Genomic DNA, 26,613 nt, shown 5'->3' with positions numbered 1-26,613 from the left:
ATTCGCGACTCACGTCGCTCCCACAAGGGGAGGTGCGCGGATTGCAGCCACGTCACCACGCGGATGCCGGACGACCTGGAACCACCGACCGGCCGGCGAGGCCGGCCAGCAGTCCCGGAATCAGCAAGTGCGCAGGCTCAGGCGGTGGCTTCGGCCAGGCGCTGGGCGATGGTGTCGCGCAGGGCGACCAGATCCTTGGCGAAGATCTCGATGCCGGTGGCGAGCTTTTCCTTGGCCATCGGATCGGCTTCGATCGCGGCGGCGAAACTCTGCGCGTTGATCGGCGCGGTGGTCACCGGCCCGGCCGCGACGGGTTCGAGCTTGCGCGGCAGCGCGCCGTGATCCTGATCCAGCTTCTCCAGCAGATCCGGCGAGATGGTCAGGCGATCGCAACCGGCCAGCGCCTCGATCTGCGCAGTAGAGCGGAACGAAGCGCCCATCACCACGGTCGGCGAACCGCGCCGCTTGAACTCGGCGTAGACGCCGCGTACGAACACCACGCCCGGATCCTCGTCAATGCTGGCGGGCGCCTGGCCCTGGGCGACATACCAGTCGAGGATGCGGCCGACGAAGGGCGAGATCAGGAACGCGCCGGCTTCGGCACAGGCAATCGCCTGGACCTGGTTGAAAATCAGGGTCAGGTTGCAGTCGATGCCTTCGGCCTGCAGTTGGCGCGCGGCCTCGACGCCTTCCCAGGTGGATGCCACCTTGATCAGGATGCGGTCGCGGCCGATGCCGCGCTCGGCGTACATGGTGACGAACTTGCGTGCCTTGGTCACGGTGGCGGCGGTGTCGTAGGCCAGATCCGCGTCCACCTCGGTGGAGACGCGACCGGGAATCAGCGCGCTCAGCATCGCGCCGACGCCGACCGTCAGGCGGTCGGCCACTTCGTTGACGATCGCCGCGCGATCGCCGTCCTGGCCACGCGCCCAGCCGAGTTCGCGCTCGATGAGGTCGGCATAGACCGGCAGGTCGAGCGCCTTCTTCACCAGCGTCGGGTTGGTCGTGCAATCCACCGGCTTCAGGCGCTTGATCGCCTCGTAGTCGCCGGTGTCGGCGACCACGACCGAAAGTTCACGCAACTGGGTCAGCTTGGACGGGGAAGCGGGGGAATTCATCGCAACACTCATGATGGCGAGAGGGGAGGCACAGTATGCCTCGCGCCGCCCGCCAGTTCAGCGATCAACGATGGAATTCGCCGTTTGCCTCGGGCTGGTAACGGATGCCGGTGACCTGCAGGCGCAGGTGGCGGCCGCCGGGCGCCTGCCAGTCGATGGTCTGGCCGAGCGACAGGCCCAGCAGGGCGCTGCCGACCGGGGCCAGCACCGAGACGTAGCCCTTGTCGACGTTGGCTTCGTTCGGATAGACCAGGGTCAGGTTGTGGTGCTCGCCGGTCAGCTCATCGATGCAGTCGATGGTGGAGTGCATGGTCACGACGCCTTCCGGAATCTGTTCCGGCGGCAGCACTTCGGCGCGATTGAGTTCATTCATCAGGGCCACCGCGGCCGGCAGGCGGCGCAGGGCGGGGGAATCGAGCAGGGCTTCCAGCCGGTTGAAGTCGCGGCTGGAAATGATCAGCGAAGGCGGCAGGCCGCTGGTATGCGCGGTACTCATCGTGTCCTCTTTTTTCGGGCGTTGAACAAGGAAAATGGGCGCCGCGTTTCCGCGTCGCCCATTCGTGGTTGGTTTGTGCGGCTTACCGTAGCCGTTTGCCGGCCACGGTTCAAGCCGGCGGCGTTCAGCCCGCGCGGAGTGCGCGCGGACCGCCGCCGCGCGTTGCGGCGGGATTCATGTCCTGTGCCGGATCGAACAGCGATTCGGGCAATTCCCGGAACACCCGGGCCAGTTCCTGCAGGAACGCGGCCATGGCCGAACTGCGGCGCCATACCATCGCGATCCGCCGGCTGGGGTGCGAGTCGGTGAAGCCCAGCAGGTGGATGCTGTCCGAACGTGCCACCGGTGGCTTCACCGCCAGGGTGGGCAGCAGGGTGATGCCGACATTGGCGGCGACCATCTGGCGCAGGGTTTCCAGGCTGGTGGCGCGGAACTCGGATTTCTCGTTGGCCCCCGAAATCCGGCACACATCCAGTGCCTGTTCGCGCAGGCAGTGGCCATCCTCCAGCAGCAGCAACTGCTGATCGGACAATTCGCGCAGCGACAGCGAATCGCGTGCCGCCAGCGGATGCGCTTCCGGTACGGCCAGCAGGAACGGTTCCTCGAACAGGAATTCGGTATGCAGCTGATCATCCTGCAGCGGCAGCGCCAGGATGCCCGCGTCCAGCTTGCCCTCGCGCAGGCGCGAAAGCAGGACGTCGCTCTTTTCCTCGATCAGCAGCAGTTCCAGTTGCGGGAAGCGCGTGCGGATGCGCGGCACCACGTGCGGCAGCAGATAGGGACCGAGGGTGGGGAAGATCCCCAGCCGCACCGTGCCCGCTTCCGGATCCTGGCTGCGGCGGGCGGCTTCCTTCATCTGCTCGACCTCGGCCACGATGCGGCGCGCGCGATCCGCGGCATCGCGTCCGGCCGGCGTCAGCATGACCTTGCGCGGGGCGCGTTCGACCAGCGGTACGCCCAATTCGTCCTCCAGCTTCTTGATCTGGGTGGACAGGGTGGGCTGGCTGACGAAACAGGCCGCGGCGGCATGGCCGAAGTGCTTGTGATCGGCCAGGGCCACCAGGTATTTCAGATCACGAAGATTCATCCGGGTGAGTCCGTTGGGAAGCCGGTGGCGGGGCCCATCCGAACCGGCGCTCGCGGCGCGGCGGGCTCGACCACCCCAGAGAGTACGCCGATTCCGGGAACGCGACGCGTCCCCGGCGCGGCCGGGCCGGCGGCCCGGTTCAGGCGGTGGCGGTTTCTTCCGGCGCCTCGACCGGGGCCGAGGTCCGGATCAGGTGGTCGAACGCGCTCAGCGCGGCCTTCGAACCTTCGCCCATGGCGATGACGATCTGCTTGTACGGGACGGTGGTCGCGTCGCCCGCGGCGAACACGCCCGGCACCGAGGTGCGGCCATGCGCGTCGACCTCGATCTCGCCACGCGGAGACAGCGCGAGCGTGCCCTTCAGCCATTCGGTGTTGGGCAACAGGCCGATCTGGACGAACACGCCTTCCAGTTCGATGCGGTGGCTGTCGCCACCGGCGCGGTCCTTGTACACCAGGCCGGTGACCTTGCTGCCGTCGCCCTGCACCTCGGTGGTTTGCGCGCTGGTGATGATGCGTACGTTCGGCAGGCTGCGCAGCTTGCGCTGCAGGACCTCGTCGGCGCGCAGCTTGTCGTCGAACTCGATCAGGGTCACGTGGTTGACGATGCCGGCGAGATCGATCGCCGCCTCGACGCCCGAGTTGCCGCCACCGATCACCGCCACCCGCTTGCCCTTGAACAGCGGACCGTCGCAATGCGGGCAGTACGCCACGCCCTTGTTGCGGTACTGGTCCTCGCCCGGGACATTCATCTGCCGCCAGCGGGCACCGGTGGAGAGAATCACGGTCTTCGCCTTCAGCGAGGCGCCGTTGGCCAACTGGATCTCGACCAAGTCCTTGCCGGGCACCAGCTTCTCGGCGCGCTGCAGGTTCATCACGTCGACGCTGTAGTCCTTGACGTGCTGTTCCAGCGCGGCCGCCAGCTTGGGGCCCTCGGTGTAGGGCACCGAAATGAAGTTCTCGATCGCCATGGTGTCCAGCACCTGGCCGCCGAAGCGTTCGGCCGCCACGCCGGTGCGGATGCCCTTGCGCGCGGCGTAGATGGCCGCCGCCGCGCCGGCCGGGCCGCCACCGATCACCAGGACCTCATACGGTGCCTTGGCCTTGAGCTTCTCGGCCTCGCGCGAGGCGGCGCCGGTGTCGAGCTTGGCGACGATCTCTTCCACGCCCATCCGGCCGGCGCCGAACACCTGCCCGTTGAGGAAGATGGTCGGGACCGACATCACTTCGCGCGCCTCGACTTCCTGCTGGAACAGCGCGCCGTCGATGGCGACGTGGCGGATGTTCGGATTCAGCACGCTCATCAGGTTCAGCGCCTGCACCACGTCCGGGCAGTTCTGGCACGACAGCGAGAAATAGGTCTCGAAAACGTACTCGCCATCCAGATCGCGGATCTGTTCGATCAGATCCTGGCCCAGCTTGGAGGGATGCCCGCCGACCTGCAGCAGCGCCAGCACCAGCGAGGTGAATTCGTGGCCCAGCGGCAGGCCGGCGAAGCGCAGGTGGATGTCCTGGCCCGGCGTGCCCAGCGCGAACGAGGGCTTGCGCTCGTTGTCATCGCGGGATTCGGTCACGCTGATCCGATCCGAGAGCGAAACCAGATCGGCCAGCAGCGCCTGCAGTTCCTTCGACGAATCGCTGTCGTCCAGCGACGCGGTGATCACGATCGGCCGGGTGACTTTTTCCAGGTAGGCCTTGAGCTGGGTCTTGAGGTTCGCGTCCAACATGCGGGGGCTCCTTGATGAAGGCGGAAGGAAGAACACGGGTGCGGTCGGGGAGACCGCAAGGGCGTTTGCAGTAGCGGCCTGGGCCGGAGGGAGGGAGCCAGGGGAGAGAGGACTGGCGCGGCGCAGGCCGCTGATGCAAACGTCCGTCTCGGGGGAAAGCGCCCGGGCGTGCCGCCCGGGCGCCGTTACAACGGGTATTGCGTGGAAATCAGATCTTGCCGACCAGGTCCAGCGACGGGGCGATGGTCTTGGCGCCTTCCTTCCACTTGGCCGGGCAGACCTGGCCGGGGTTGTTGGCGACGAACTGCGCGGCCTTCAGCTTGCGCAGGGTCTCGGTGACGTCGCGGGCGATCGCGTTGTCGTGGATTTCCAGGGTCTTGATCACGCCTTCCGGGTTGATGATGAAGGTGCCGCGCAGGGCCAGGCCTTCTTCCTCGATGTGCACGCCGAACGCGCGGGTCAGCTGGTGGGTCGGATCGCCGACCAGCGGGAACTGGGCCTTGCCCACCGCCGGGGAGGTCTCGTGCCACACCTTGTGCGAGAAATGGGTATCCGTGGTGACGATGTACACCTCGGCGCCAGCCTTCTGGAATTCGGCGTAGTTGTCGGCGGCGTCTTCCACTTCGGTCGGGCAATTGAAGGTGAAGGCGGCCGGCATGAAGATGAGCACGGACCACTTGCCCTTCAGGGTGGCGTCGGTGACTTCGACGAACTCGCCGGCGTGGAACGCGGTGGCCTTGAACGGCTGGACTTGGGTGTTGATCAGGGACATCAGGTTTCCTCTTGGTTCGGAGGGGACAGGGGTGAAGCAACGGAAGCAAGGTTAATAGGCGTAGCCTAATCAATCCAATGGATTGATAAGATTGTATCAATAGATTTTATCTATCGATTGCCGTGGTCAGCCTCCCGTTCGACATGGGGACTCGATGATTCCCGGCCAAGGTCACGGGCGATCGGTACTTTCGGCAGGGGGGTGCCGGTATCGGCCGGTCGTAAGTTCGAAGGCTTTCCACTGTGGGGTTCCGAGATGACCGTATTGCGTCGCAGCGCGTTGGCGTGTGCCTTGTTGCTGGCGGCCTCGCTGCCCGGGCAGGCGGCCGAGTCCGCCGCGGTTCCGAAGGGGCCGCTGCCCCGCACCGTGGTGCCGTCGCTGGTCAATCTCGAACTGAGGCTGGATCCGCGCCAGGAACGCTTCAGCGGCACCACCCGCATCGATGCCGAGGTCAAGGAAGCCACTTCCGTCCTGTGGATGCATGGACGCGATCTCGACATCCGCCAGGCCACCGCCCTCCTGGCCGACGGGCGCCGGGTCAAGCTGGCCGCCGAATCGGCCGACGTGTCCGGCGTGCTCAAGCTGACCGCTGCCGAATCGATTCCGGCCGGCAAGGCGGTCCTGGAAATCGTCTTCGAAGCGCCGTACGGGCAATTGCAGGGCGCCTATCGGGTCAAGCCGGACGGCCGCGACTACGTGGTCACCCAGATGGAGCCGCTCGGCGCGCGCAACACTTTCCCGGGTTTCGACGAACCCAGTTTCAAACAGCCCTGGGACATCACCCTGATCGTGCCCGAGCAGGACGTGGCGGTCGCCAACAGCCGCGAACTGAAAACCGAGTCGCTGGGAAATGGCTGGAAGAAGGTCACCTTCGCCCGCACCGAGGCGTTGCCCAGCTACCTGATCGCGTTCGCGGTCGGACCCTGGGACGTGCCGAAGGGGCCGGACATTCCGGCCACCGCCATCCGCAGCACCCCGATCGCGCTGCGCGGCGTCGCCGCGCACGGGCAGGGCGAGCGCATGCGTTACACGCTGGACAACACGCCGGTGATCGTCACCAAGCTGGAGGAATATTTCGGCACGCCGTATCCGTTCGACAAGCTCGACAACGTCGCCGCACCCGATTTCTGGGCTGGTGCGATGGAGAACGCGGGCTTGATCGTCTATCGCGACACCCTGATGTTCCCGGACGAGAAGTCCACTCCACGCGAACGCCAGGCGTACTGGGGCGTCAGCGCGCACGAACTGGCGCACCAGTGGTTCGGTGACCTGGTGACGATGAAGTGGTGGGACGATCTCTGGCTCAACGAGGCCTTCGCCACCTGGATGGGCACCAAGATCACCGGCCAGTTGCAGCCGGGCTTCCATGCCGATCGCGGCCTGCTGGAGGGCGCGCTGGAGGCGATGGGCGAGGACAGCCTGGTCAGCACCCGCCGGGTGCACGAGCCGATCAACGATTTCACCGAGATCCAGTCCGCCTTCGACGGCATCACCTACCAGAAGGGCGGCGCGGTGCTGTCGATGTTCGAGACCTATATCGGCGAGACGGCGTTCCGCGATGGCATCCGCAGCTACCTGAAGGCGCATGCGCGCGGCAACGCCACCAGCGGCGACCTGATTGCCGCGGTGGCGGCACAGAGCAAGGACCCGGCCGGTGTCGATCGCGCGTTCAAGAGCTTCATCGACCAGCCGGGCGTGCCTTACGTGAAGGTGGAAGTCGATTGCGACGGCAAGACGCCTTCGCTCAAGCTGCAGCAGCAGCGTTACCTGCCGCTGGGATCCGCCGCCAGCGCCAGCCAGACCTGGGGCATGCCGTTCTGCGTGCGCTACCAGGACGGCGATCAGGTGCGTTCCGAATGCAGCCTGGTCGAACAGGCCACCACGACCATGCCGCTGACCCAGGCCAAGAGCTGCCCGGCCTGGGTGATGCCGAACGCGCACGGCCACGGCTACTACCGGTTCGCGCTCGACGACAAGGCGGCCAAACAATTGGCGGGCGCATTCGCGCAACTGGACGAACGCGAGCAGCGCGTCTACGCGGATTCGCTGGAAGCGGCGTTCAAGGCCGGCAGCATCGACGCCGCCGGCTACCTGGCCGGCGTGCCGCAACTGGCCGCGGCCGAGGTGCGCCAGACCGCGACCGCGCCGATGGGACAACTGGCCTGGATGAAGGAGTACCTGGCCGCGGACGATGCGCAGAAGGCCGCCGTGGCCGCCTATGCGCGCAAGATCTACGGGCCACGCCTGCAGGCGCTCGGCCTGGAGCCCAAGCCGGGTGAAAGCGACGACACCCGCATCCTGCGCCGCACGCTGATCGGCTTCCTGTACCGCACCGGCGAAAGCCCGGAACTGGGCGAGGAACTGGTGCGCCGCGGCCGCGCGATCATCGGCCAGAAAGCGGACGGCAGCGCCGGCACGGGCAAGCTGGATCCGGAAGCGGTTCCGCGCGACCTGCGGGCGGTCTCGCTGGCCGCGGTCGCACGGGCCGGGGATGCGGCGACCTTCGATTTGCTGGAGAAGCACCTGCGGGCGACCCAGGATGCGGCGATCCGCACGGAACTGCTGGAGGCGCTGGGCAACATGAGCGACGCGCCGCAGGCCGAGCGCGCCCGCGGCTTCATCCTGGAAAAGGGGCTGCTGCGCCGGAACGAGCTGGCGCCGCTGCTGATGCCGCAGATGGAAGCGGAAGCAGCGCGTCCGCCCCTGCGCCAATGGGTCGATACCCACTTCAAGACCCTGGAGGCGTCGCTGGCGCCGGCGGGCGCGCGGCTGGTTTCGGTCTATGGCGCGGGCATGTGCAGCAAGCAGGAAGCGGCGGATCTGCTGTCCCGGTTCGGTGAACGCATGAAGACGGTCGAAGGCGGCCCGCGCGCGCTGAAGCAGGAAGCGGAGAACATCGGCCTGTGCGCCGACCTGCGCGACGCGCAGCGGGCCAAGGGCTTCGGCGGCGCTTTGCAGTAAGCTGCGCGCCCGCGCTGGGCGGGCCGCAGGTCGCGCGATGGGCAGTTCCGGACAACCCGATGTAAGCCAATGCCTGTCACGGGCGGTCGGCCGTCTTCCCGCCGGGGACGGCCGCCATGTCGCCGAGCATCTGCTCTCGCACGTGCTCGGACGGGATCGCGCCTGGCTGTTCGCGCACGCGCGGGATCCGCTGGGCGCGGATGAGATGGCGCGCTTCGAGGCGTTGCTGGAACGTCGCATCGCCGGCGAACCGGTCGCTTACCTGACCGGAAGGCGCGGTTTCTGGACATTGGACCTGGCGGTCGGCCCGGACACCCTGATTCCGCGCCCGGAAACCGAACTGCTGGTGGAACTGGCGCTGGCCCGCCTGCCGTTGGAAGGCGCGCCGGACGTGGCCGATCTCGGCACCGGCAGTGGCGCGATCGCGCTGGCCGTTGCCAGCGAGCGCCCGCAGGCACGGATCGTCGCCACCGACGCCAGCGCGGGCGCGCTGGCGATGGCCGGACGCAACGCGCGCGAACACGGCATCGGCAATGTCCGCTTCCTCCAGGGGGACTGGTGGCTGCCGCTGGCAGGCGAGCGCTTCGATCTGGTGGCGAGCAATCCGCCCTACATCGCCGAGGCCGATCCCCATCTGGAGCAGGGCGACCTGCGCCACGAACCGATGACCGCGCTGGCATCGGGCATCGATGGCCTGGACGCGATTCGCATCATTGTCGCTGGCGCCCCGCGTCATCTGCGCGCGGGTGGCTGGTTGCTGCTGGAACACGGCTGGGACCAGGGCGCCGCGATCCGCGAGCTGTTGCTGCAAGCGGGTCTGGCCGAAGTCGCCACCGAGCGGGATCTGGAAGCGCGCGATCGCGTCACGCTCGGGCGCTGGCCGGGCTGAGCCGACCCGGCGCGGCAGCGGGAAAAGGCCGCGCCGGCTAGAATGGGCGCCTGTTTTCCGCGGGAATCGCCATGCGCACGCTCTATCCGGACATCGAACCCTACGACACCGGCACGCTGGAGGTCGACGATCGCCACACGCTGTATTACGAGCAGTGCGGCAATCCGGACGGCAAGCCGGTGGTCCTGCTGCATGGCGGTCCCGGCGGCGGCTGCAGCCCGAAGATGCGTCGTTTCCACGACCCGGCGAAGTACCGGATCATCCTGTTCGATCAACGCGGTTCCGGGCGCTCGACGCCGCACGCGGACCTGGTCGACAACACCACCTGGGATCTGGTCGCCGACATCGAGAAACTGCGTGAGCGCCTGGGCGTCGCGCGCTGGCAGGTATTCGGTGGCAGCTGGGGTTCGACCCTGGCGCTGGCCTACGCCGAAGCGCACCCTCAGCGCGTCACCGAACTGGTCCTGCGCGGCATCTTCATGCTGCGTCGCTGGGAACTGGAGTGGTTCTACCAGGAAGGCGCCTCGCGCCTGTTCCCGGATGCCTGGGAGCACTACCTAGCGGCGATTCCGCCGGTCGAGCGTCACGACCTGATTTCGGCCTACCACCGTCGCCTGACCTCCGACGATCACGCGGTGCGGCTGGCGGCCGCGCGCGCGTGGAGCGTCTGGGAAGGCGCGACCAGCTTCCTGAGGGTCGACGCGGATTTCGTCAGCGGCCACGAGGATGCCGAATTCGCGCTGGCCTTCGCCCGCATCGAGAACCATTACTTCGTCAACGGTGGTTTCTTCGAGGTCGAGGATCAACTGCTGCGCGACGCATCGCGTATCGCCGACATTCCCGGCGTCATCGTGCATGGCCGCTACGACGTGGTGTGCCCGGTGGCCAATGCGTGGGAACTGCACAAGGCGTGGCCGAAGGGCCGGCTGGAGATCACGCCGACCTCGGGCCATTCCGCCTTCGAGGAAGAGAACATCGACGCGCTGGTGCGGGCCACCGACGCGTTCGCCTGAATTCTGCCCCACGGGGCGTTTTGCCGGCGGGCCGCGGCCCGCCTCATGGAGATGAAATGTCGGAAGAAGAAATCGTGGTCAAGGACAGCAATGGCACGGTGCTCGCCAATGGCGACTCGGTCACGCTGATCAAGGACCTGAAGGTGAAGGGCACCTCGGTGACGCTCAAGCGCGGCACCCTGGTCAAGAACATCCGCCTGACCGACGACGAGGAACTCATCGAGTGCAACGTCGACAAGGTCAAGGGCCTGGTGCTGCGCACCGAGTTCCTCAAGAAGGCCTGATCCGCAGGAAGCCATTTCTGCCGGTGGGCGCCCCCCTCGGTAGGAGCGCGGTCCCCGGCGCGAGCTCTTGGAGGACGGCGAAGCATGAAAAGCTCGCGGCCGGAGGCCGCTCCTACCTATCTGCGGGCGCGCGCTTACCGCGTCGGGTGGGCGGTTTCCAGGGACGCGGTAACGTCCTGACGCAGCCAGCGCTCACGCAGCACGTCGTAGGCCCAGTTGAAGCCCAGCGTGTAGGGCAGGAAGAACAGCAGCAGGCCGATATCGAGCACGAACGCCTGCACCAGCCCGATCGACAGCCACCAGGCGGCCAGCGGCACGGTCGCGACAATCAGACCCAGTTCGAACAGCAGCGCGTGGATGACGCGGACCTTGGGGGTCCGCTCGAAGCCCCAACGCTGCTGGGCGCGGTCGAAAGCCGCGGTGTAGGCCATGTTCCACAGCATCGCCAGGGTCGAAACCGCCAGGGTCAGCGCGCCGGTGTGCAGCAGCGACTTGCCCAGCAGCCAGGCCAGGGCCGGCGCGGACAGGGCAATGGCCAGACCTTCGAAGGCCAGCGCGTGGAGGACGCGTTCCTTGAGGCTCTTTTCGGGGGCGGCGTGATTCGGGTTCATGGCAAGCTCCTGCAAAACAACAGGCGAGCATTCTCATCGGCTGATAGGATGGATTGAAGTTGGAATCCATCGGGAAAGCCGATATATGAATCCCTCACCGGAATCCCTGCAGGCGTTTGCCCAGGCCGTCGCCCTGGGCTCGTTCAGCGCGGCCGCGCGCCGGCTGGGCAAAAGCCAGTCCACGGTCAGCGAAGCCATCGCCCGGCTGGAAATCGACCTGGGCGTCACCCTGTTCGACCGTTCCGGCCGGCAACCCCGGCTGACCGAGGCCGGGCAGGTGCTGGCGGGCCGGGTCGAGCAGGTGCTGGCCGCGTCCGATCGCCTGCAACGGGTGGCGGCGGAACTGGCGGGCGGGCGCGAGGCGCGGGTGACCCTGGGGCTGTCCGATGCCTACCAGTCGGCCGGTTACGAAGCACTGCTGGCGGAAATGGCCGAGCGTTACCCGGACCTGGAGTTCGAATGCCTGCTGGCCGAGCGCGAGGACCTGATCGAATTGGTGGATGAAGGCCGCGCCACCCTTGCCGTGCTGGCCGCCCGCGAGCACTACGCGCCGGAACTGGGCTGGGCGACGGTGGCCGAACGCGCCGAATTCGACCTGTTCGTCGCCCACGATCATCCGCTGGCGAAGTTGCCGCGGGTGCGGGTCGAGGATCTGGCGGGCTGGCGCCTGCTCGCATTGAGCACGGTGGGCCAGCCGGAGGCGCGGGACGACGCGCTGCCCGCGGGCGACGGCCGCTGGACCGCGCCGAACTACCTGCTGCTGCTGGAAATGGCGGTGCACGGCTTCGGCTGGGCCGAACTGCCGCGCTGGCTGGTCAACGGCTACGCCGGTGGCCGCCTGCGGGAACTGAAGGTGGCGGGCTGGCCGCGCAGCCAGGCGGTGGACATCATCTGGTCGCGGCGGCGGCCGCTGGGGCCCGCGGCCAGCTGGATGCTGGAACGCCTGCTGGCCGAACCGGCCTGAACGACCGCGGCTAGCCGCGCGGGGTGCCGTCCAGGTTGTGCTCGATCATCCACAGGCCGGCCCAGAGCTTGGCGTCCAGTTCGTAGCCCTCGCGCAACTTCGCGGTCAGCCAGGCCGCCGCCTGCGCGCGCGGGATTTCGTGGACGGTGATGTCCTCGTCGCCATCGCCGCCGCCCGGGCCGACCTTGCGCAGGCCGGTGGCACGCACGAAGGCGACCTTCTCGCTGCTGCTGCCGGAAGAGGTGGGACCGATCAACAGGACTTCCGCGTGCGCGGCGGTCCAGCCGGTCTCCTCTTCCAGTTCGCGGATGGCCGAGACCTCGATGGATTCGCCGGCATCGATGTCGCCGACCAGCCCGGCCGGCATCTCGATGGTGCTGGCCTGCAGCGGTACCCGGAACTGCTCGACGAACAACACCCGGTCGTCGGGAGTCACCGCGATGATGATCGCGGCCAACCCGCCGCTGTGGGTGCGCTCGGAATACTCCCAGGTACCGCGCTCGACCATCCGCAGGTAGCGGCCTTCGTAGACGGTGCGGGGTGCGGCGGTCTTGCGGTGTCGGGAAGCGTCATCCATGCGGCGATGCTAACGGCTGGCGATGACGTTTTGTAGGCGCCGGAGGGCGCCGCGCCGCGATCAGGCGACCGAAAGGCCCGCCGCTTCCAGCAGGCGCCGCCGGGTCATCGGCCCGAATCGCAGCGCTTCGGCCAGGGCGTGCAACACATCGCCGTCGGCGGCGGCGCGGCCGAACCCGGCTTCCTGCGTGCCCAGCGGCGCGTCCAGCGCGATGGTGGTCAGCTCGCGCCACAGCAGCGCGTGTTCGCGCTGTTCGCGCAGGCGCGCGGCGATGCCGGCGGCGCCACGCAGGCGCAGGAACGGCACCTCGTCGATGCGCGCGAGCAATGTGTCCAGGCTGCCGAAATGGGCCAGCAGCACCGCGGCGCTCTTGGCGCCGATGCCGCTGACGCCGGGAATGTTGTCGACCGCGTCGCCGGTCAGCGCCAGGTAATCGGCGATCTGCCGCGCTTCCACGCCGTGGCGCGCCTTGACCCCGGCCATGCCCCAGCGCTGGCCGCGGGCGAAATCCCACTGCTCGTCGTGTTCCCACAGCAACTGCGACAGATCCTTGTCGGCCGAGACGATCACCCCGCGGAAACCGGTGGGGCGCGCGCCGTGCAGCGCGCTGCCGATCAGATCGTCGGCCTCGTATTCGGCATGCGCCAGCACGCTCAAACCGAGCGCGGCGCACAACGCCTTGCAATGGCCGAACTGCCGGCGCAGTTCCTCGGGCGCCGGATCGCGATTGGCCTTGTAGGCCGGATAGATGCGGTTGCGGAAACAACTGTCGAGCGCTTCGTCGAAGGCGATGGCGATGTGCCGCGGACGTTCCTTCTCCAACAGTTCCAGCAGGAAGCGGGCGAAGCCGTGGACCGCGTTGGTGGGCCAGCCGTCGGCGTCGTGGAACTCGTCCGGCATCGAATGCCAGGCGCGGAACACGTACAGGCTGGCATCGACCAGGTAGAGCGGACGCGCCGGCGCGAGGTCGGCGTCAGCGGCCATCGGGCTGCCAATGGCTGAGCAGGTCGGCCGGATCCGGCCGTTCCCGCTCGGGCGCCTCCATCCGCGGTGTGCCGATATGGATGAAGCCGACGATGCGTTCGTTCGCGCCCAGGCCCAGCAGTGTGGCGACGGCTTCGTCGTAGGCCATCCAGCCGGTCAGCCACTGCGCGCCGAATCCCAGCGCCTGCGCGGCCTGCAGCAGGGCGAAGCAGACGCTGCCCGCGGTCAGCAACTGCTCCTGCTCGGGCACCTTGTGGCCGGGCGTGATCCGGGCGATCACGGTGACGATGTCGGGCGCATGGGAGAAGCGCGCGCGATCCTTCTCCACCGCCGCGGCCGGTGCCTCCGGATCGCGCGCCAGGGTGCGCTCGGCCAGCGCATCGCCCAGGGCGAGCCGGGCCGGACCCGAGATGTGCAGGAACCGGTACGGCACCAGCTTGCCGTGATCCGGCACGCGCACCGCGGACTGCAGCATGCGGCGCAGGGTGGCCGGGTCGGGTCCGGGTTCACCGAGCTGGCGGGACGGTACCGAGCGGCGATCGTCGAGGAACTGGAGGGGGGAGGCGGCAGACATGCCGGCAAGTTTAACTTGTCATTCCCGTTGCACCGCGCCAAAGTGCCGATCTGGTCACGCCAGGTTCGCACTGGATTTCCTACGATGTGTGAGTCGCCTGACCTTAACGGGTCGTTTGCAACTTTCGCCTGCCAAGGCGGGGAACCTTGCGCATGACGAACAGCCCTCACGCCACTGCCAGCAGTGGACACGACCCGCGCCTGCTCGGCCAGGCGCGTGATGCCGTGCTGCCGCCGTTGGCGGATGCGTTCATCCAGGCGCTGGGCCGTTTCGACGACGCGCTGTTCGATCGCGCCGAGCGCGCCGGTCCCTCGCAGATGGCCTTCCTCGACGCGATGCGCGAACTGCGCCGCCGGCGCGAGGAAATCATCGGGCGTTTCCGCAATGCCCTGCTCGAAGCCTGGCGTTCGCTGGAAGCCGGCCAACCGCTGTCCGCGGAGGAGATCCTGATACGCGGCGACAGTTCCGGACTGAGCCTGGTCACCGAGCAGGAACTGGAATCGCGCCTGGCCGCGCGCAATCTGGCGGCGGTGCTGGCGCGTGACTGCAAGCCGGTGCTGAGCCGGCTGGAGCGTCGGCTGTCGGTGCTCGCCAGCGTCAAGCTGGACGGCGAACACAATCCCATCGGCGCCGAGCACATCGGCGCGGCCATCCACACCGCCTTCGGCACCAGCGATCTGGCGCTGGAGGTCCGGCTGGTGGTGGTCAAGCTGTGCGAACGCGAACTGGTGCCGCTGGTAGCCCGCATCTACGAGGCGCTCGACCAGCGCCTGGTCCGGGTTGGGGTGGCGCCGGACCTGCCGGCGGGCCCGAAACCGGCCCCGACGCCGGTCCCGCGTCCGGAAACCTTCGACAGCGAGCCGCTGATCCAGGACGAGGAGATGCACGCGCCCGCCTGGGCCGCGCGTTTCGTCAACCGGATGGCCGGCTTCCGCGAAATGCACGGCGGCTCGGGCGGCCGTGCCGAAACCGAAGAGGGCAGCTACGGGCAGGCGCCCGGCACCCAGACCGTGCTGCTGGAAGCGTTGCACCACCTGCTGCAGGAGTCCCGCAGCCAGCGTGGTCCGGAGTCGGCGCGTGGCGCGCTCGGAACCCGCGATCTGTCGCAGCGGGAAATGCTGTCGGTCCTGTCGCTGCTGCAGTCCACCCCGAGCGCGACCCTGCGGGCCGCGATTGGCGACACCGGCGAATCGCTGGCGCAGCGGCTGAAGAACGAAGTACTCAGCAGCGCCACCCAACTGGGCGTGGATCCGTCCACCGCCCGGCTGGCCCCGGTCGACGAGGACGCCATCGATCTGGTCGGCATGCTGTTCGACGTCATGCTGGACGAGCGTGATCTGGAAGGGCGGCCGCGCGAACTGATCGGCCGGCTGGTGGTGCCGTTCGTGAAGGTGGCGCTGCTGGACCGGCGCATGTTCGTACAGAAGACCCACCCCGCCCGCCGCCTGCTCAATGCGCTGGCCGAGGCCTGCGAAGGCAACAACGGCGAGAGCGCGGCCGAGCGCACCCTGCTGACCAAGGTCGAGGAAGTGGTGGATCGGCTGGTGGCCGAGTTCAACGAGAACCTGGCCATCTTCCTGACCCTGGAAGAAGAATTCCGCGCGTTCCTGGACCAGCATCGCCGCCGCATCGAGATCGCCGAGCGCCGGGCCGCCGAGATCCAGCGTGGCCAGGAGCGCCTGGAAACCGCGCGCACGCGCATGAACGCCGAGCTGTCGGCCCGCGTCGATGGCCGCGAGTTGCCGGGCGCGATCGAGGAGTTCCTGCGCCAGCCGTGGGCCCACCACGTCACCATGACGCTGCTGCGCGAAGGCGAGGACAGCAACGCATTGCGCGACGCGCTGACGCTGGCCGACGGCATCCTCGAGGAACTGACCGAGGCCCAGCGCCAGATCATCGGCAAGCCCTGGCTGCAGGCCTGGCGTCCCGGACTGGTGCAGGTGTTCGCCAGTGTCGGCATGAATGCCGATGCCGCCCACGGCGCCGTGGACGCGCTGCACGACACCCTGCAGGCGATCGCCGCATCGCGCCCGGACCTGCAGAAATCGCTGCCGGAACTGCCGCAGGTCATCCTGCCCAAGCCGGCGGAGGACGAGAACACGCCGATCCAGATCGTCGGCGGGATCGACACGCTCGAATTCGATCATACCGACGCCGATCATTTCCGCCTGCTTGCCATCGGCACGTGGCTGGATTTCATCGACAAGGACAACAAGGTGCAGCCGGGCAAGCTTTCGTGGGTGAGTCCGATTTCCTCGCGCCTGCTGTTCGTCAATCGCCGTGGCGTGCGCTTCTGCGTGGCCTCGCCGGAAGAACTGGCGGCAATGGTGCGCCTGGGCCGGCTGCGCCGGCACATCGAGGAAGATGCGTTCGACAGCGCCATGCAGGGCGTGATCGATCGGCTGGAGCCGGCCGCCACTCGCCCCGGCGGCACGCCCTGATCCCGCGCCGCCCGGCGGCGCGCCGCATTTGCTAGCATCGGCTCCGACACAAACGGCACCGGAGTACGCATGGCGGTCGAGGTTCTGGTCCTGAAGGAAACCGCAGCGGGTGAACGGCGCGTGGCCGCCACCCCGGAAACGGTCAAGAAAATGGTCGCCGCGGGCGCCCAGGTGCGGTTCGACCCCGGTGCCGGACGCTCGGCCGGTTTCCTCGACGAGGCCTACGCCGGCGCGGGTGCGCGTCCGGCCGATGGCGATACCCTGGCCAATGCCGACGTGGTGCTGTGCGTGCAGCCGCCCGCACCGGACACGCTGGCCCGGTTGAAGACCGGCGCGGCGCTGATCGGCATGCTGCATCCGCAGGCCGATGCCGCGCGTGCCGAAGCCATCCAGGCGCGCGGCCTGCTGGCCTTCCCGCTGGAGCGCCTGCCGCGCACCACCCGTGCGCAGGCCATGGATGTGCTCAGTTCGCAGGCAGGCATGGCCGGCTACAAGGCCGTGCTCATCGCCGCCCAGCTCGCCCCGCGCTTCTTTCCGATGCTGACCACCGCGGCCGGCACCATCCGTCCGTCGAAGGTGCTGATCGTCGGCGCCGGCGTGGCGGGCCTGCAGGGCGTCGCCACCGCCAAGCGCCTGGGCGCGCAGGTGGAGGGCTTCGATGTGCGCCCGGAGACCCGCGAGCAGATCGAATCGCTGGGCGGCCGCTTCCTGGATCTGGGTGTGAGCGCGGCCGGCGAGGGTGGTTACGCGCGCCAGCTGACCGACGACGAGCGCCGCGAACAGCAGCGCCGGCTGGCGGAACATCTCAAGGGCGTGGATGTCATCGTCTGCACCGCCGCGGTGCCGGGGAGGCCGGCGCCGAAGATCATCACCACCGCGATGGTCGAGGGAATGAAGCCGGGCAGCGTGATCGTGGATCTGGCCGCGGAGACCGGCGGCAACTGCGAGGCCACCCGGCCCGGCGAAACGATCGAGCACCAGGGCGTCACCGTCGCCGGACCGCTCAATCTCGCCAGCATGGGCGCGGTGCACGCCAGCGAGATGTACGCGCGCAACGTGCTGAACTTCGTCTCGCTGTTCCTCAAGGACGGGGCGATCAGCTTCGATTGGCAGGACGAACTGCTGGCGAAGACCCGCTGGCCCGAACCGGCGGCCTGAGGCCGCCGGCGAGGCGTCGCCGCCGGTTCAGGGGCGCGCGGTCTCGTCCTTGGGACGATGCTGTTCCAGCCAGGCGCGGCGCTGCTCCGGGGTCATTTTCTTCCAGTCCTCGCGCAGCTTCTCGCGCTGCTCCGGCGGCATCTCGCGCATGCGCAGGAACAGGGCCCGCGCGCGATCGCGCTGCTCGGGATTCATGTGTTCGAAACGACGCATGCCGCGGCGTGCCTGCGTGCGCTGTTCGGGGGTCATCTGCTGCCAGCGGCGTCCGTGCTCCATCATCCGCGAGCGGCCCTGGGGATCGGCGTTCCAGCGATCCCGCAGCGGCGCGATCAGGGTTTCACGCTGCTGCGGCGTCAGCTTCTCCCATTCCGGCAGCGGCGCGGGCGCCGGGACCGCCTGCTGCGCCAGCGCCTGGCCGGTCCACAGCAACGACAGGCCCAGCAGCGACAACAGGGAACAACGCAGGGTTCGGGTCTTCATCGGTTCACTCCATCGCCAGCGGCGGCGCCTCGGAGGAGGCCAGCCACAGGTACAGATCGGGATTTTCGTCGAGCAGGGTGTTGGCGGGAAGCGCCGCGTCCGGCGTGGCCGCGGTGATCGCCGGTTCCGGGGATTCCGGCGCCGGCGCGGGGGACGACGGCAGCCATTGCAGGCCGATCATCACCGCCAGCACCGCGCTGAACGCGGTGGCGGTCAGCCACGGCCAGGCGCGCCGCTGCGACGCCGGCGCCGAGTGGCGGGCCGCGCGCAGGCGTGCCAGGGTCCGCGGGGACACCTGCGCGAGCGCCGCGGCATGCGCCTGGCGCGCGCGGGCGTCGAAATCATGTTCGTGGGCGGGGTTCATCGGAATTCCTCCAGTTGCTTCTGCAGCGCATCCCGCGCGCGCGACAGATGGGTCTTCACCGAGCCTTCCGAACAGCCCATCGCGCGGGCGGTGTCGGCGACATCGAGTTCTTCCAGCACGCGCAGGGTGAAAGCTTCGCGCTGGCGGGCGGGCAGGCCGCGCAGGGCCTGCACCAGCCGCGCGTAGGCCTCACGCTGTTCGTGCGACTGCGACGGTCCGTGCGCGGCATCGGCCCAGTCCAGCGAGGCCTCGCCTTCACCCTCTGCCTCCGGCCGCAACCAGCGCAGGCGGAAGCGCTGCCGGCGCTGCACGTCGACGATCTTCCGCCGCAGGATGCTCCAGAACAGCGGTGTCCACTCGGCGGCGGGCCGCTCGCGGTAGCCGAGCATCTTCATCATCGCGTCCTGCACCGCGTCCAGCGCGTCGTCGCGGCTGCGCAATCCGGCCTCGGCGAAACGGAACGCGCGGGTGCCCAGTCCGGCCAGGAACTGATCAAGCGACATTGCCGGCGACGCCGCCACTGGCGGCGTCGCGACATCGGTTTCTTGTCCGGGGCCGGTACTCACCAGCACAGCTTAGCTCCGGCGGTCCCAGCGGCGCTCGATCCGGTCGCCGCGGCGGTCCAGGCGCGCCTCGATGCGATCGCCCCGACCGTCCAACTGGCGGTCGATGCGCTCGCCGCGCGCGTCCAGGCGGGCGGCGGCGCGCGGGTGGCCGTGCGCGGCGGCCCGATCTGCGCGGCGATCGAAGTGCCGCTCGATGCGATCGCCGCGGACATCGAGGCGATGTTCGATGCGCTCGCCACGCACATCGAGGCGGTGGTTGGCCTGATCGCCGGGATCGGCGGCGAAGGCCGGGGTGGCGATGGCGGACAGCAGTACGGCCAGGCACAGCGGGATGCGGTGGTTCATGGCGGTTGCCTCGTGGCGGGTGGTGGGAACGGCGATGCTTGCGACAGGGGAAACGCCCCGCCGGCGCGTGCGTTGACAGGCGCGCGGCGGGGTTCCGCCGGGTTCAGGTGCGGTTATGATGCGGAAACGCCGCGGCGCGACCCGTCGGCGCAACGACAATCTGGGAGTGCGTGGATGAACGACGGTTTCGTGGCCTTGTACATCTTCATGCTGGCGGCCATCGCCGGGCATGTGATCATTTCCCGGGTGCCGGTCATCCTGCATACGCCGCTGATGTCCGGCTCCAACTTCATCCACGGCATCGTGCTGATCGGCGCGATGGTGGTGCTGGGGCACGCGGACACCACCCTGGAGAAGGTCATCGGCTTCATCGCCGTGCTGCTGGGCGCGGGCAACGCCGCCGGCGGCTACGTGGTGACCGAGCGCATGCTGGAGATGTTCAAGTCCAGCAAGCCGCAGCCGGGCAAGGAGGGCAAGTGATGAGCTGGACCCTGCCCGAACTGCTGTCCTTCCTGGTCAAGGCCAGCTATCTGGTCGCCGCGACCCTGTTCCTGCTCGGCCTGCAACGCATGGCCTCGCCGCTGACCGCGCGCAGCGGCATCCGCTGGGCCGGGCTGGGCATGCTGATCGCCACGGTGGCGACGTTCTTCCTGCCGGACCTGCACAACATCCCGCTGATCATCGCGGCGGTGGCGATCGGCAGCGCGGTGGCCTGGGTATCCGGCAAGCAGGTGCCGATTACCGACATGCCGCAGATGGTCGCGCTCTACAACGGCATGGGCGGCGGTTCGGCGGCGGCGATCGGCGCGGTTGAACTGCTGCGTTTCTCCTTCCTGGTCCATCGCGACACCACGCACTGGAGCGAGTCGGCGATCGCCGCGCTGGCCGCGCGTCAGCCGGATGCGACGACCCTCGCGCTGGCGGTGATCGGTTCGGCGATCGGCGCGGTGTCGCTGTCCGGTTCGGTCATCGCCTGGGCCAAGCTCGACGGACGGCTGGACAAGCGGGTGGTGTTCCCCGGCCAGCAGGCGTTCAACCTGCTGGTGTTCATCGCGATGCTGGCGCTCGGTGGCTGGGCGGCCTATACCTTGTCGGTCCCGTACATCATCGCGTTCTTCGTGGTGGCGCTGGCGCTGGGCGTGCTGATGACCCTGCCGATCGGCGGCGCCGACATGCCGGTGGTGATCTCGCTGTACAACGCCTTCACCGGCCTGGCCGTCGCGTTCGAGGGTTACGTGCTGGGCAACGAGGCGCTGATCATCGCCGGCATGATGGTCGGCGCGGCGGGCATCCTGCTGACCCGGCTGATGGCCAAGGCGATGAACCGGCCGATCCGCAACGTGCTGTTCTCCAATTTCGGCGGTGGCGGGCAGGCGCAGGAGATCTCCGGTTCGCAGAAGCCGATCGAGGCCGGCGACGTCGCCGCGATGATGGCCTTCGCCGAGCGCGTGGTGATCGTGCCCGGCTACGGCATGGCGGTGGCGCAGGCGCAGCACAAGATCTGGGAACTGGCGCAGAAGCTGATCGATCGCGGGGTGAAGGTGAAGTTCGCCATCCATCCGGTCGCCGGCCGCATGCCCGGGCACATGAACGTGCTGCTGGCCGAAGCCGGCGTGCCCTACGATCTGATCGCGGACATGGACGACATCAACCCGGAGTTCGCCAACACCGACGTGTCGCTGGTGATTGGCGCCAATGACGTGGTCAACCCGGTGGCGAAGACCGACCCCGCCAGCCCCATCTACGGCATGCCGATCCTCGACGTGGTCAACAGCAGGAACACCATCGTCATCAAGCGCGGCAAGGGCACCGGTTTCGCCGGCATCGAGAATGCGCTGTTCTACGCCGACAACACCCGCATGCTGTACGGCGACGGCGCGGAGATGGCCAGTGCACTGGTCAGCGAGCTGAAGGCACTGGACGGCGGCGGCCACTGAGCCGCCGCCCTTTCGCACGGGGCTTCAGCGCAGGACACGCCGCGTGATCCCGTCCGGGGCGCGCGCTACTTCGCCAGCCAGGCCGCCAACAGCGGAGACACCAGCAGGCACGCCCAATCCAGTGTGCCGTTGGCGAGCTGGGCCAGGGTCCAGGCATGGGAGAGCCCCAGCCGCAGCGCCGATTCCCAGGGCAGCAGGCCGAGCACGAAGCCGAGCTGGCTGGCGATGATGAACCAGTTCGCCAGCACCGCCATCGCCACCGTCGCCAGCGCGGCCACCAGTGCGCGGCAGCCACCCGGGCGCACGCCGGCAAAGCGCAGGAGCACGGCCGCGTCCAGCGCCGCCAGCAGCGCCATCCAGCCGGACTGTCGTCCCAGGTAGAGCGCCAGCAGCACCCAGATCAGGCTGAAGCACAGGCCACCGAGCAGCAGGATGATCGGGGCCAGCCAGCGGGAGGATGGCGTGGAAGGGACGGCGGGCGGCATGAAGGCTCCGGCAGGGGGCCGCCAAGGATAAGGCCTGCCGGCCCCGCCCGGGCTGCCGCGATACAATGTCGGCCTTGCGCGCCCCCCACGCGCCCCCATGTGAACGGCATGTATTCCCGCAGCAGCGAACCCGTCCAATTCGAGCGTGACTGTCCCGCGGTGCTGGTACCGCAGGGCGAGAGCGTGACCCTGCCGGCAGGCACCTACGGCTACATCACCCAGGCGCTGGGTGGCAGTTACACGGTCTTCGTGGAAGGCAACCTGTTCCGCATCGCCGGCAAGGATGCCGATGCGATTGGCAAGGAGCCGACCGAGCCGCTCAGCCTGCCGGACAACGCCAGCGACGACGAAGTCGAGCAGATGGTGTGGCAACAGCTGCGCACCTGCTTCGATCCGGAAATCCCGTTCAACATCGTCGATCTGGGCCTGGTCTACGAGGCCCGGCTCAACCATCGCGACGATGGCCAGCGCGAGGTCGAGGTGAAGATGACCCTGACCGCGCCCGGCTGCGGCATGGGCGAGATCCTGGTCGACGACGTACGCAGCAAGCTGGAGATGATTCCCACCATCGCCGAGGCGGACGTGGAACTGGTGTTCGACCCGCCGTGGGGCCGCCACATGATGTCGGAAGCCGCCAAGCTGGAAACCGGCATGCTCTGAGCGCCTGCGCGCTTTTCCCTTTTTTCGCAGTGGAATACAGGAAGCAAGTGATGAACGTCGCCAACGCCGCCCCCCTGGTCTACCGGGTCGAACGCTCCGCCCAGGCCCGCAGCACCGCCGAGCGCGAGAAGATCCTCGCCGCGCCGGGTTTCGGCCTGCATTTCACCGACCACATGGTCGCCATCGAGTGGGACAAGGCGCAGGGCTGGCATGACGCGCAGGTGCGTCCCTACGGTCCGCTGGCGCTGGATCCGGCCGCGTCCGTGCTGCACTACGGCCAGGAAATCTTCGAGGGCATCAAGGCCTATCGCCACGACGACGGCTCGATCTGGACCTTCCGCCCCGACGCCAACGGCGCGCGCCTGCAACGTTCCGCACGCCGCCTGGCGATGCCGGAACTGCCGGTGGCCGAGTTCACCGAATCGTTGCGCCAGCTGATCGCCGTGGACGCCGACTGGGTGCCGGACGCGCCGGAGACCAGCCTGTACTTCCGTCCCTTCATGATCGGCACCGAAGCCTTCCTCGGCGTGCGCGCCGCGCAGAAGGCCGGCTACTACGTCATCGCCAGCCCGGCCGGCGCGTACTTCGCCAAGGGCGTGGCGCCGGTGTCGATCTGGCTGTCCACCGATTACGCGCGCGCCGCCAAGGGCGGCACCGGCGCGGCCAAGTGCGGCGGCAACTACGCCGCCTCGCTGCTGCCGCAGCAGGAAGCGCAGGCGCAGGGCTGTTCGCAGGTGCTGTTCCTGGATCCGGTCGAGGGCAAGTACCTGGAAGAACTGGGCGGCATGAACGTGTTCCTGGTCTACAAGGACGGCACGATCGTGACCCCGGAGCTGTCCGGCAGCATCCTGGAAGGCGTGACCCGCTCCAGCATCCTGCAACTGGCGCGCGATCGCGGCCACAAGGTCGAGGAGCGCAAGGTGTCCATCGACGAATGGAAGCAGGGCGTGGCGTCGGGCGAGATCGCCGAAGTGTTCGCCTGCGGCACCGCCGCGGTGATCACCCCGATCGGCGAGCTGAAGGGCCGCGATTTCTCGGTCGGCGACGCGAGCGCGCCGGCCGGTGAAGTGACCATGGCCATCCGCAAGGAACTGACCGACATCCAGTACGGCAAGATTCCGGATCGACACGGCTGGCTGGTCAAGCTGCGCGACTGAGGCGCGGCGCCAGCGACATGACGAAAAGGCCGGGCATCGCCCGGCCTTTTTCGTTTGCTGGAATCGCCATGGCGGTCAGGTCGCGAACTTCTTCGCGCCCGCCACGCAGGCGACCACGCCCAGGGTTACCGCGAGCATCGTCCAGCTTACCGCTTCGCCGAGCAGCAGCGCGGCCAGGGCGAGCCCGAAGAACGGCTGCAGCAGTTGCAGCTGCCCGACCGCGGCGATGCCGCCCTGCACCAGCCCGCGATACCAGAACACGAAGCCGATCAGCATGCTGAAGAGCGAAACGTAGGCCAGCCCGATCCAGGCCGGCGTACCCACCGGGGCAAAGGAATCCGGTCGCGACGCGAACGTGATGGGCAGAACCACCGGCAGCGACAAAGCCAGCGCCCAGCAGATCACCTGCCAGCCGCCGAGCCGGCGGGACAGCCGCGCGCCCTCGGCATAGCCCAGGCCGCAGACGAGAATCGCGGCCACCATCAGCAGATCGCCGGCCCAAGAGGCTTCCGCATCGTGCATGAGCGCATAGCCGGCCACGCACAGACTGCCCAGCACCGAGAACAGCCAGAACACCGGTCGCGGACGCTCGCCGCCGCGGATCACCCCGAAGATCGCGGTGCTCAGCGGCAACAGGCCGACGAACACGATCGTGTGCGCCGAAGACACGTGTTGCAGGGCGAGCGCGCTCAGCAGCGGATAGCCGACCACCACGCCCAGCACCACCACCGCCAGCGAGGGCAGGTCGGTCCGATCCGGGCGCGGCTGGCGGAACGCCCGCAGCAGCAGCAGCGCGAGCAGGCCGGCGATCGCGGCGCGGGCGGCGGTCAGGAACACCGGATCCAGATCCAGCACCGCCACCCGGGTGGCCGGCAGCGAGCCGGCGAAGATCACCACGCCGATGAAACCGTTGATCCAGCCGCTGCTCGCCTTGTCCATTGCCTGACTCTCGGGGAATGCGGCCAGTGGACCATGCCGGCGCCGTCATCCCCAGATACAATCCAGTACAGTTGCAAGTAACTGTTATGCCTTGTTGGGCCGTACGGTTGAGAGGAGGGAGCGCGATGGGCCGGCAGTCGGGCAGTACCCGCATCGATCAGGTGATGGCGGCCATTCGGGCGCGGATCGCCGCGCGCGCCTATGGGCCTGGCACGCGGTTGCCTTCGGTGCGCGCGCAGGCGAAGGCGATGCAGGTCTCGGTGTCCACCGTGGTGGAAGCCTACGAGCGCTTGGCCGCCGAGGGCGTCATCGGTTCGCGGCCGGGTTCGGGCTTTTATGTCGCCGGACCCGTCGCGCCGCTGGCGCTGGCGCGGATGGGGCCGCGGCTCGACCGGGAAGTGGATCCGATGTGGATTTCGCGTCAGTCGCTGGAAACCGACGCGGCGATGCTCAAGCCTGGCTGCGGCTGGCTGCCGGCGGCGTGGATGTACGAATCGGGCATGCGCCGCGCGCTGCGCGCGGTAGCGCGGGCCGACACGGTGTCGCTGGCCGACTACGCCACCCCGCTCGGTGCGCCGGCACTGCGGCAACTGCTGGCGCGGCGACTGGCGGGCAACGGGGTGGAGGCGTCACCGGATCAGATCATGCTGACCGATTCGGGCACCCATGCCATCGATCTGATTGCGCGCTTCCTGCTCGAACCCGGCGACACCGTGCTGGTCGACGATCCCTGCTACTTCAATTTCCACGCGTTGCTGAAGGCGCACCGGGTCAAGGTGGTCGGCGTGCCATACACGCCCGCCGGGCCGGATCTGGAAGCATTCGCCACCGCCCTGCAGGCGCAGGCGCCCCGGCTCTACATCACCAATTCGGGACTGCACAACCCGACCGGCGCGGTGCTGTCGCCGGTGGTCGCGCACCGATTGCTGAAGCTGGCGGAGATGTCGAACCTGGTGATCGTCGAGGACGACATCTTCGCCGATTTCGAAACCGCTCCGGCGCCGCGGCTGGCCGCGTTCGACGGCCTGTCGCGGGTGATCCAGATCGGCAGCTTCTCCAAGACCCTTTCGGCGTCGCTGCGCTGCGGCTTCATCGCCGCGCGCCCGGACTGGCTCGACGCGCTGGCCGACCTCAAGCTCGCCACCGGTTTCGGCGGCAGCCGGCTGGCCGCCGATGTCCTGCTGGCGGCGCTGACCGACAGCGGCTATCGCCGGCACATGGAGGGCGTGCGGTTGCGCCTGGCCGATGCGCGCGGGCGGATCATCGCGAAGCTGGGTGAAGTCGGCATCACGCCGTGGCTGACGCCGCAGGCCGGCATGTTCCTGTGGTGCCGGCTGCCGGCCGGCGTCGATGCGGCGCAACTGGCCCGCGACTGCCTGAAGGACGGCATGGTGCTGGCGCCCGGCAATGCCTTCAGCCAGTCGCCGGAGGCGGGGCGCTTCATGCGCTTCAACGCCGCGCAGTCGCTGGACCCGCGGATCCATGCCGCGCTGAAGCGCGCGCTGGCAGGCTAGCGGTGCGTTGCCACGCGGCCCCGATCAGGCCGCTTCGAAACGGTTGGCGGCGACGTTCTTGCGGACTTTGGCCGGATCCCAGATGCGGCCGTTCATGGCGATGTAGACGCCCGGCGGCAGCGACTGCACCGCGCCGACCGCGCAGCCGATGTTGAACTCCGCGTCCGAGCCGCGAAAGCGGGCCGGATTGAGCGCGCCGGTCATCACGATGGTCTTGTCCGGAATGGACTTGAGCACATGGCCGGTCTGCACCATCGAGTCGGTGCCGTGGGTGATCAGCACGTGGCGGGCCGGCTGCGCGGCGACGGTGGCGCGGATCAGTTCGCGGTCCTCGTCGGTGATGTGCAGCGAGTCCTTGCGGATGATCGGGATGACGGTGAAGCGGAACGCCACCCCGAGTTCCTTCAGGATCTGGCCGATCTGTGGATCGCCGATCTGGTAATCGGACTTGTCGTCGAAATAGATCTTGTCGATCGTGCCGCCGGTGGTGACGATCAGAAGTTCTTCCATC

General features: G+C 68.4%; 27 protein-coding genes and 1 pseudogene. 12 read left to right on the top strand and 16 right to left on the bottom strand.

The window, feature by feature from the left end; all coding sequences use genetic code 11:
• Window positions 1-137 precede the first annotated feature (137 nt).
• From IB228_RS06175 to ahpC, 5 genes are all read right to left on the bottom strand, one after another.
• Window positions 138-1,118 carry a transaldolase gene (locus tag IB228_RS06175; RefSeq protein WP_192197900.1) on the bottom strand — a complete coding sequence of 327 codons (981 nt, stop codon included), beginning with the start codon at window positions 1,116-1,118 and terminating at the stop codon, window positions 138-140.
• Between the two features lie 64 nt (window positions 1,119-1,182).
• Window positions 1,183-1,614, bottom strand: coding sequence for a nucleoside diphosphate kinase regulator (rnk, locus tag IB228_RS06170; protein ID WP_141455823.1), 432 nt, complete (start codon window positions 1,612-1,614; stop codon window positions 1,183-1,185).
• A 124-nt stretch (window positions 1,615-1,738) separates the two neighbouring features.
• Window positions 1,739-2,701 (bottom strand): DNA-binding transcriptional regulator OxyR, encoded by a 963-nt coding sequence (gene oxyR / locus IB228_RS06165; RefSeq protein ID WP_183638781.1) that lies wholly within the window; start codon window positions 2,699-2,701, stop codon window positions 1,739-1,741.
• A 139-nt stretch (window positions 2,702-2,840) separates the two neighbouring features.
• Window positions 2,841-4,427 carry an alkyl hydroperoxide reductase subunit F gene (gene ahpF, locus IB228_RS06160; RefSeq protein ID WP_183638779.1) on the bottom strand — a complete coding sequence of 529 codons (1,587 nt, stop codon included), beginning with the start codon at window positions 4,425-4,427 and terminating at the stop codon, window positions 2,841-2,843.
• 208 nt (window positions 4,428-4,635) lie between these two features.
• A complete protein-coding gene (gene ahpC, locus IB228_RS06155; protein ID WP_141455826.1) occupies window positions 4,636-5,199 on the bottom strand; it encodes an alkyl hydroperoxide reductase subunit C in 564 nt (187 codons plus the stop codon).
• Between the two features lie 255 nt (window positions 5,200-5,454).
• Between ahpC and IB228_RS06150 the strand changes: the two genes are divergently transcribed.
• The 4 genes and pseudogenes from IB228_RS06150 to IB228_RS06135 all read left to right on the top strand — a co-directional run.
• A complete protein-coding gene (locus IB228_RS06150) occupies window positions 5,455-8,160 on the top strand; it encodes a M1 family metallopeptidase (RefSeq protein ID WP_192197899.1) in 2,706 nt (901 codons plus the stop codon).
• A 37-nt stretch (window positions 8,161-8,197) separates the two neighbouring features.
• A complete protein-coding gene (prmC, locus tag IB228_RS06145; protein ID WP_192197898.1) occupies window positions 8,198-9,049 on the top strand; it encodes a peptide chain release factor N(5)-glutamine methyltransferase in 852 nt (283 codons plus the stop codon).
• A 71-nt stretch (window positions 9,050-9,120) separates the two neighbouring features.
• The gene (pip, locus tag IB228_RS06140; RefSeq protein WP_192197897.1) at window positions 9,121-10,062 is read left to right on the top strand and encodes a prolyl aminopeptidase; all 942 of its coding nucleotides are present in this window, start codon (window positions 9,121-9,123) and stop codon (window positions 10,060-10,062) included.
• 74 nt (window positions 10,063-10,136) lie between these two features.
• Window positions 10,137-10,346 (top strand): annotated as a pseudogene (locus IB228_RS06135) (alkylphosphonate utilization protein); the annotation flags it as partial.
• Window positions 10,347-10,480: 134 nt separating this feature from the next.
• Here the strand turns inward: IB228_RS06135 and IB228_RS06130 are convergent.
• Window positions 10,481-10,957: a multidrug/biocide efflux PACE transporter gene (locus IB228_RS06130; RefSeq protein ID WP_192197896.1), complete on the bottom strand. Its 477-nt coding sequence runs from the start codon at window positions 10,955-10,957 to the stop codon at window positions 10,481-10,483.
• A gap of 85 nt (window positions 10,958-11,042) precedes the next feature.
• Here IB228_RS06130 and IB228_RS06125 point away from each other — a divergent pair, with 85 nt between their 5' ends.
• A complete protein-coding gene (locus tag IB228_RS06125) occupies window positions 11,043-11,921 on the top strand; it encodes a LysR family transcriptional regulator (protein WP_192197895.1) in 879 nt (292 codons plus the stop codon).
• 10 nt (window positions 11,922-11,931) lie between these two features.
• Here IB228_RS06125 and IB228_RS06120 read toward each other — a convergent pair whose 3' ends face one another.
• Genes IB228_RS06120 through IB228_RS06110 form a run of 3 tightly spaced genes read right to left on the bottom strand, consistent with a single transcriptional unit; the run spans window position 11,932 to window position 14,056 of the window.
• Window positions 11,932-12,498, bottom strand: a complete 567-nt coding sequence (locus IB228_RS06120) for an NUDIX hydrolase (RefSeq protein WP_192197894.1) — start codon at window positions 12,496-12,498, stop codon at window positions 11,932-11,934.
• Window positions 12,499-12,558: 60 nt separating this feature from the next.
• Window positions 12,559-13,482 (bottom strand): 5'-3' exonuclease H3TH domain-containing protein, encoded by a 924-nt coding sequence (locus IB228_RS06115; RefSeq protein WP_183638762.1) that lies wholly within the window; start codon window positions 13,480-13,482, stop codon window positions 12,559-12,561.
• Window positions 13,472-14,056 carry a nitroreductase gene (locus IB228_RS06110; RefSeq protein ID WP_183638760.1) on the bottom strand — a complete coding sequence of 195 codons (585 nt, stop codon included), beginning with the start codon at window positions 14,054-14,056 and terminating at the stop codon, window positions 13,472-13,474. Before IB228_RS06110 ends, IB228_RS06115 begins: the two co-directional genes overlap by 11 nt.
• Before the next feature lie 152 nt (window positions 14,057-14,208).
• Between IB228_RS06110 and IB228_RS06105 the strand changes: the two genes are divergently transcribed.
• Together IB228_RS06105 and IB228_RS06100 are read left to right on the top strand one after the other, a co-directional pair.
• Window positions 14,209-16,497: a DUF1631 domain-containing protein gene (locus IB228_RS06105; protein WP_192197893.1), complete on the top strand. Its 2,289-nt coding sequence runs from the start codon at window positions 14,209-14,211 to the stop codon at window positions 16,495-16,497.
• 69 nt (window positions 16,498-16,566) lie between these two features.
• Window positions 16,567-17,655: an NAD(P) transhydrogenase subunit alpha gene (locus tag IB228_RS06100; protein ID WP_192197892.1), complete on the top strand. Its 1,089-nt coding sequence runs from the start codon at window positions 16,567-16,569 to the stop codon at window positions 17,653-17,655.
• Between the two features lie 27 nt (window positions 17,656-17,682).
• On the opposite strand, the gene IB228_RS06095 is transcribed toward IB228_RS06100, so the two are convergent.
• From IB228_RS06095 to IB228_RS06080, 4 genes are all read right to left on the bottom strand, one after another.
• Window positions 17,683-18,135: a DUF3106 domain-containing protein gene (locus IB228_RS06095; protein WP_183638754.1), complete on the bottom strand. Its 453-nt coding sequence runs from the start codon at window positions 18,133-18,135 to the stop codon at window positions 17,683-17,685.
• A 4-nt stretch (window positions 18,136-18,139) separates the two neighbouring features.
• Complete coding sequence (locus IB228_RS06090) at window positions 18,140-18,499, bottom strand: hypothetical protein (protein WP_183638752.1); 360 nt, start codon at window positions 18,497-18,499, stop codon at window positions 18,140-18,142.
• A complete protein-coding gene (locus IB228_RS06085; protein ID WP_183638750.1) occupies window positions 18,496-19,002 on the bottom strand; it encodes an RNA polymerase sigma factor in 507 nt (168 codons plus the stop codon). Before IB228_RS06085 ends, IB228_RS06090 begins: the two co-directional genes overlap by 4 nt.
• Before the next feature lie 72 nt (window positions 19,003-19,074).
• Entirely contained in the window at window positions 19,075-19,410 is a 336-nt protein-coding gene (locus IB228_RS06080; protein ID WP_192197891.1) for a hypothetical protein, read from the bottom strand.
• A 174-nt stretch (window positions 19,411-19,584) separates the two neighbouring features.
• Here IB228_RS06080 and IB228_RS06075 point away from each other — a divergent pair, with 174 nt between their 5' ends.
• Both IB228_RS06075 and IB228_RS06070 read left to right on the top strand, forming a co-directional pair.
• Entirely contained in the window at window positions 19,585-19,890 is a 306-nt protein-coding gene (locus tag IB228_RS06075) for an NAD(P) transhydrogenase subunit alpha (protein ID WP_141455841.1), read from the top strand.
• Window positions 19,890-21,347: an NAD(P)(+) transhydrogenase (Re/Si-specific) subunit beta gene (locus IB228_RS06070; protein ID WP_183638746.1), complete on the top strand. Its 1,458-nt coding sequence runs from the start codon at window positions 19,890-19,892 to the stop codon at window positions 21,345-21,347. The genes IB228_RS06075 and IB228_RS06070 overlap by 1 nt, the downstream gene beginning before the upstream one ends.
• Window positions 21,348-21,412: 65 nt before the next feature.
• Here the strand turns inward: IB228_RS06070 and IB228_RS06065 are convergent, their stop codons facing one another.
• Complete coding sequence (locus IB228_RS06065) at window positions 21,413-21,832, bottom strand: hypothetical protein (RefSeq protein WP_192197890.1); 420 nt, start codon at window positions 21,830-21,832, stop codon at window positions 21,413-21,415.
• A gap of 108 nt (window positions 21,833-21,940) precedes the next feature.
• On the opposite strand from IB228_RS06065, the gene sufT reads away from it, so the two are divergent.
• Window positions 21,941-22,492, top strand: a complete 552-nt coding sequence (sufT, locus tag IB228_RS06060; RefSeq protein ID WP_141455844.1) for a putative Fe-S cluster assembly protein SufT — start codon at window positions 21,941-21,943, stop codon at window positions 22,490-22,492.
• 50 nt (window positions 22,493-22,542) lie between these two features.
• The gene (locus tag IB228_RS06055) at window positions 22,543-23,649 is read left to right on the top strand and encodes a branched-chain amino acid aminotransferase (protein WP_192197889.1); all 1,107 of its coding nucleotides are present in this window, start codon (window positions 22,543-22,545) and stop codon (window positions 23,647-23,649) included.
• Between the two features lie 75 nt (window positions 23,650-23,724).
• Here IB228_RS06055 and IB228_RS06050 read toward each other — a convergent pair whose 3' ends face one another.
• On the bottom strand, window positions 23,725-24,588 hold the full coding sequence (locus tag IB228_RS06050; protein WP_192197888.1) for a DMT family transporter: 864 nt from the start codon (window positions 24,586-24,588) through the stop codon (window positions 23,725-23,727).
• Window positions 24,589-24,713: 125 nt separating this feature from the next.
• Here IB228_RS06050 and IB228_RS06045 point away from each other — a divergent pair, with 125 nt between their 5' ends.
• Window positions 24,714-26,102 carry a PLP-dependent aminotransferase family protein gene (locus tag IB228_RS06045; RefSeq protein WP_183638738.1) on the top strand — a complete coding sequence of 463 codons (1,389 nt, stop codon included), beginning with the start codon at window positions 24,714-24,716 and terminating at the stop codon, window positions 26,100-26,102.
• Between the two features lie 24 nt (window positions 26,103-26,126).
• On the opposite strand, the gene IB228_RS06040 is transcribed toward IB228_RS06045, so the two are convergent.
• The gene (locus IB228_RS06040; protein ID WP_183638736.1) at window positions 26,127-26,612 is read right to left on the bottom strand and encodes an asparaginase domain-containing protein; all 486 of its coding nucleotides are present in this window, start codon (window positions 26,610-26,612) and stop codon (window positions 26,127-26,129) included.
• Window position 26,613 lies beyond the last annotated feature (1 nt).

This window comes from Pseudoxanthomonas sp. PXM04, assembly GCF_014851695.1.
GTDB lineage: Bacteria > Pseudomonadota > Gammaproteobacteria > Xanthomonadales > Xanthomonadaceae > Pseudoxanthomonas_A > Pseudoxanthomonas_A beigongshangi.
This window is presented reverse-complemented; position numbering and strand designations above follow the sequence as displayed.

Coding starts and splice junctions, on each gene's coding strand:
- IB228_RS06100 (WP_192197892.1), top strand. CDS start 16,567: ATGGCGGTCGAGGTTCTGGTCCTGAAGGAAACCGCAGCGGGTGAACGG.
- IB228_RS06105 (WP_192197893.1), top strand. CDS start 14,209: ATGACGAACAGCCCTCACGCCACTGCCAGCAGTGGACACGACCCGCGC.
- IB228_RS06065 (WP_192197890.1), bottom strand. CDS start 21,832: ATGCCGCCCGCCGTCCCTTCCACGCCATCCTCCCGCTGGCTGGCCCCG.
- IB228_RS06095 (WP_183638754.1), bottom strand. CDS start 18,135: ATGAAGACCCGAACCCTGCGTTGTTCCCTGTTGTCGCTGCTGGGCCTG.
- IB228_RS06115 (WP_183638762.1), bottom strand. CDS start 13,482: ATGGCCGCTGACGCCGACCTCGCGCCGGCGCGTCCGCTCTACCTGGTC.
- IB228_RS06120 (WP_192197894.1), bottom strand. CDS start 12,498: ATGGATGACGCTTCCCGACACCGCAAGACCGCCGCACCCCGCACCGTC.
- IB228_RS06075 (WP_141455841.1), top strand. CDS start 19,585: ATGAACGACGGTTTCGTGGCCTTGTACATCTTCATGCTGGCGGCCATC.
- IB228_RS06080 (WP_192197891.1), bottom strand. CDS start 19,410: ATGAACCACCGCATCCCGCTGTGCCTGGCCGTACTGCTGTCCGCCATC.
- ahpF (WP_183638779.1), bottom strand. CDS start 4,427: ATGTTGGACGCGAACCTCAAGACCCAGCTCAAGGCCTACCTGGAAAAA.
- IB228_RS06040 (WP_183638736.1), bottom strand. CDS start 26,612: ATGGAAGAACTTCTGATCGTCACCACCGGCGGCACGATCGACAAGATC.
- IB228_RS06150 (WP_192197899.1), top strand. CDS start 5,455: ATGACCGTATTGCGTCGCAGCGCGTTGGCGTGTGCCTTGTTGCTGGCG.
- IB228_RS06045 (WP_183638738.1), top strand. CDS start 24,714: ATGGGCCGGCAGTCGGGCAGTACCCGCATCGATCAGGTGATGGCGGCC.
- IB228_RS06090 (WP_183638752.1), bottom strand. CDS start 18,499: ATGAACCCCGCCCACGAACATGATTTCGACGCCCGCGCGCGCCAGGCG.
- oxyR (WP_183638781.1), bottom strand. CDS start 2,701: ATGAATCTTCGTGATCTGAAATACCTGGTGGCCCTGGCCGATCACAAG.
- pip (WP_192197897.1), top strand. CDS start 9,121: ATGCGCACGCTCTATCCGGACATCGAACCCTACGACACCGGCACGCTG.
- rnk (WP_141455823.1), bottom strand. CDS start 1,614: ATGAGTACCGCGCATACCAGCGGCCTGCCGCCTTCGCTGATCATTTCC.
- prmC (WP_192197898.1), top strand. CDS start 8,198: ATGGGCAGTTCCGGACAACCCGATGTAAGCCAATGCCTGTCACGGGCG.
- IB228_RS06110 (WP_183638760.1), bottom strand. CDS start 14,056: ATGTCTGCCGCCTCCCCCCTCCAGTTCCTCGACGATCGCCGCTCGGTA.
- IB228_RS06130 (WP_192197896.1), bottom strand. CDS start 10,957: ATGAACCCGAATCACGCCGCCCCCGAAAAGAGCCTCAAGGAACGCGTC.
- IB228_RS06085 (WP_183638750.1), bottom strand. CDS start 19,002: ATGTCGCTTGATCAGTTCCTGGCCGGACTGGGCACCCGCGCGTTCCGT.
- sufT (WP_141455844.1), top strand. CDS start 21,941: ATGTATTCCCGCAGCAGCGAACCCGTCCAATTCGAGCGTGACTGTCCC.
- ahpC (WP_141455826.1), bottom strand. CDS start 5,199: ATGTCCCTGATCAACACCCAAGTCCAGCCGTTCAAGGCCACCGCGTTC.
- IB228_RS06175 (WP_192197900.1), bottom strand. CDS start 1,118: ATGAATTCCCCCGCTTCCCCGTCCAAGCTGACCCAGTTGCGTGAACTT.
- IB228_RS06070 (WP_183638746.1), top strand. CDS start 19,890: ATGAGCTGGACCCTGCCCGAACTGCTGTCCTTCCTGGTCAAGGCCAGC.
- IB228_RS06125 (WP_192197895.1), top strand. CDS start 11,043: ATGAATCCCTCACCGGAATCCCTGCAGGCGTTTGCCCAGGCCGTCGCC.
- IB228_RS06055 (WP_192197889.1), top strand. CDS start 22,543: ATGAACGTCGCCAACGCCGCCCCCCTGGTCTACCGGGTCGAACGCTCC.
- IB228_RS06050 (WP_192197888.1), bottom strand. CDS start 24,588: ATGGACAAGGCGAGCAGCGGCTGGATCAACGGTTTCATCGGCGTGGTG.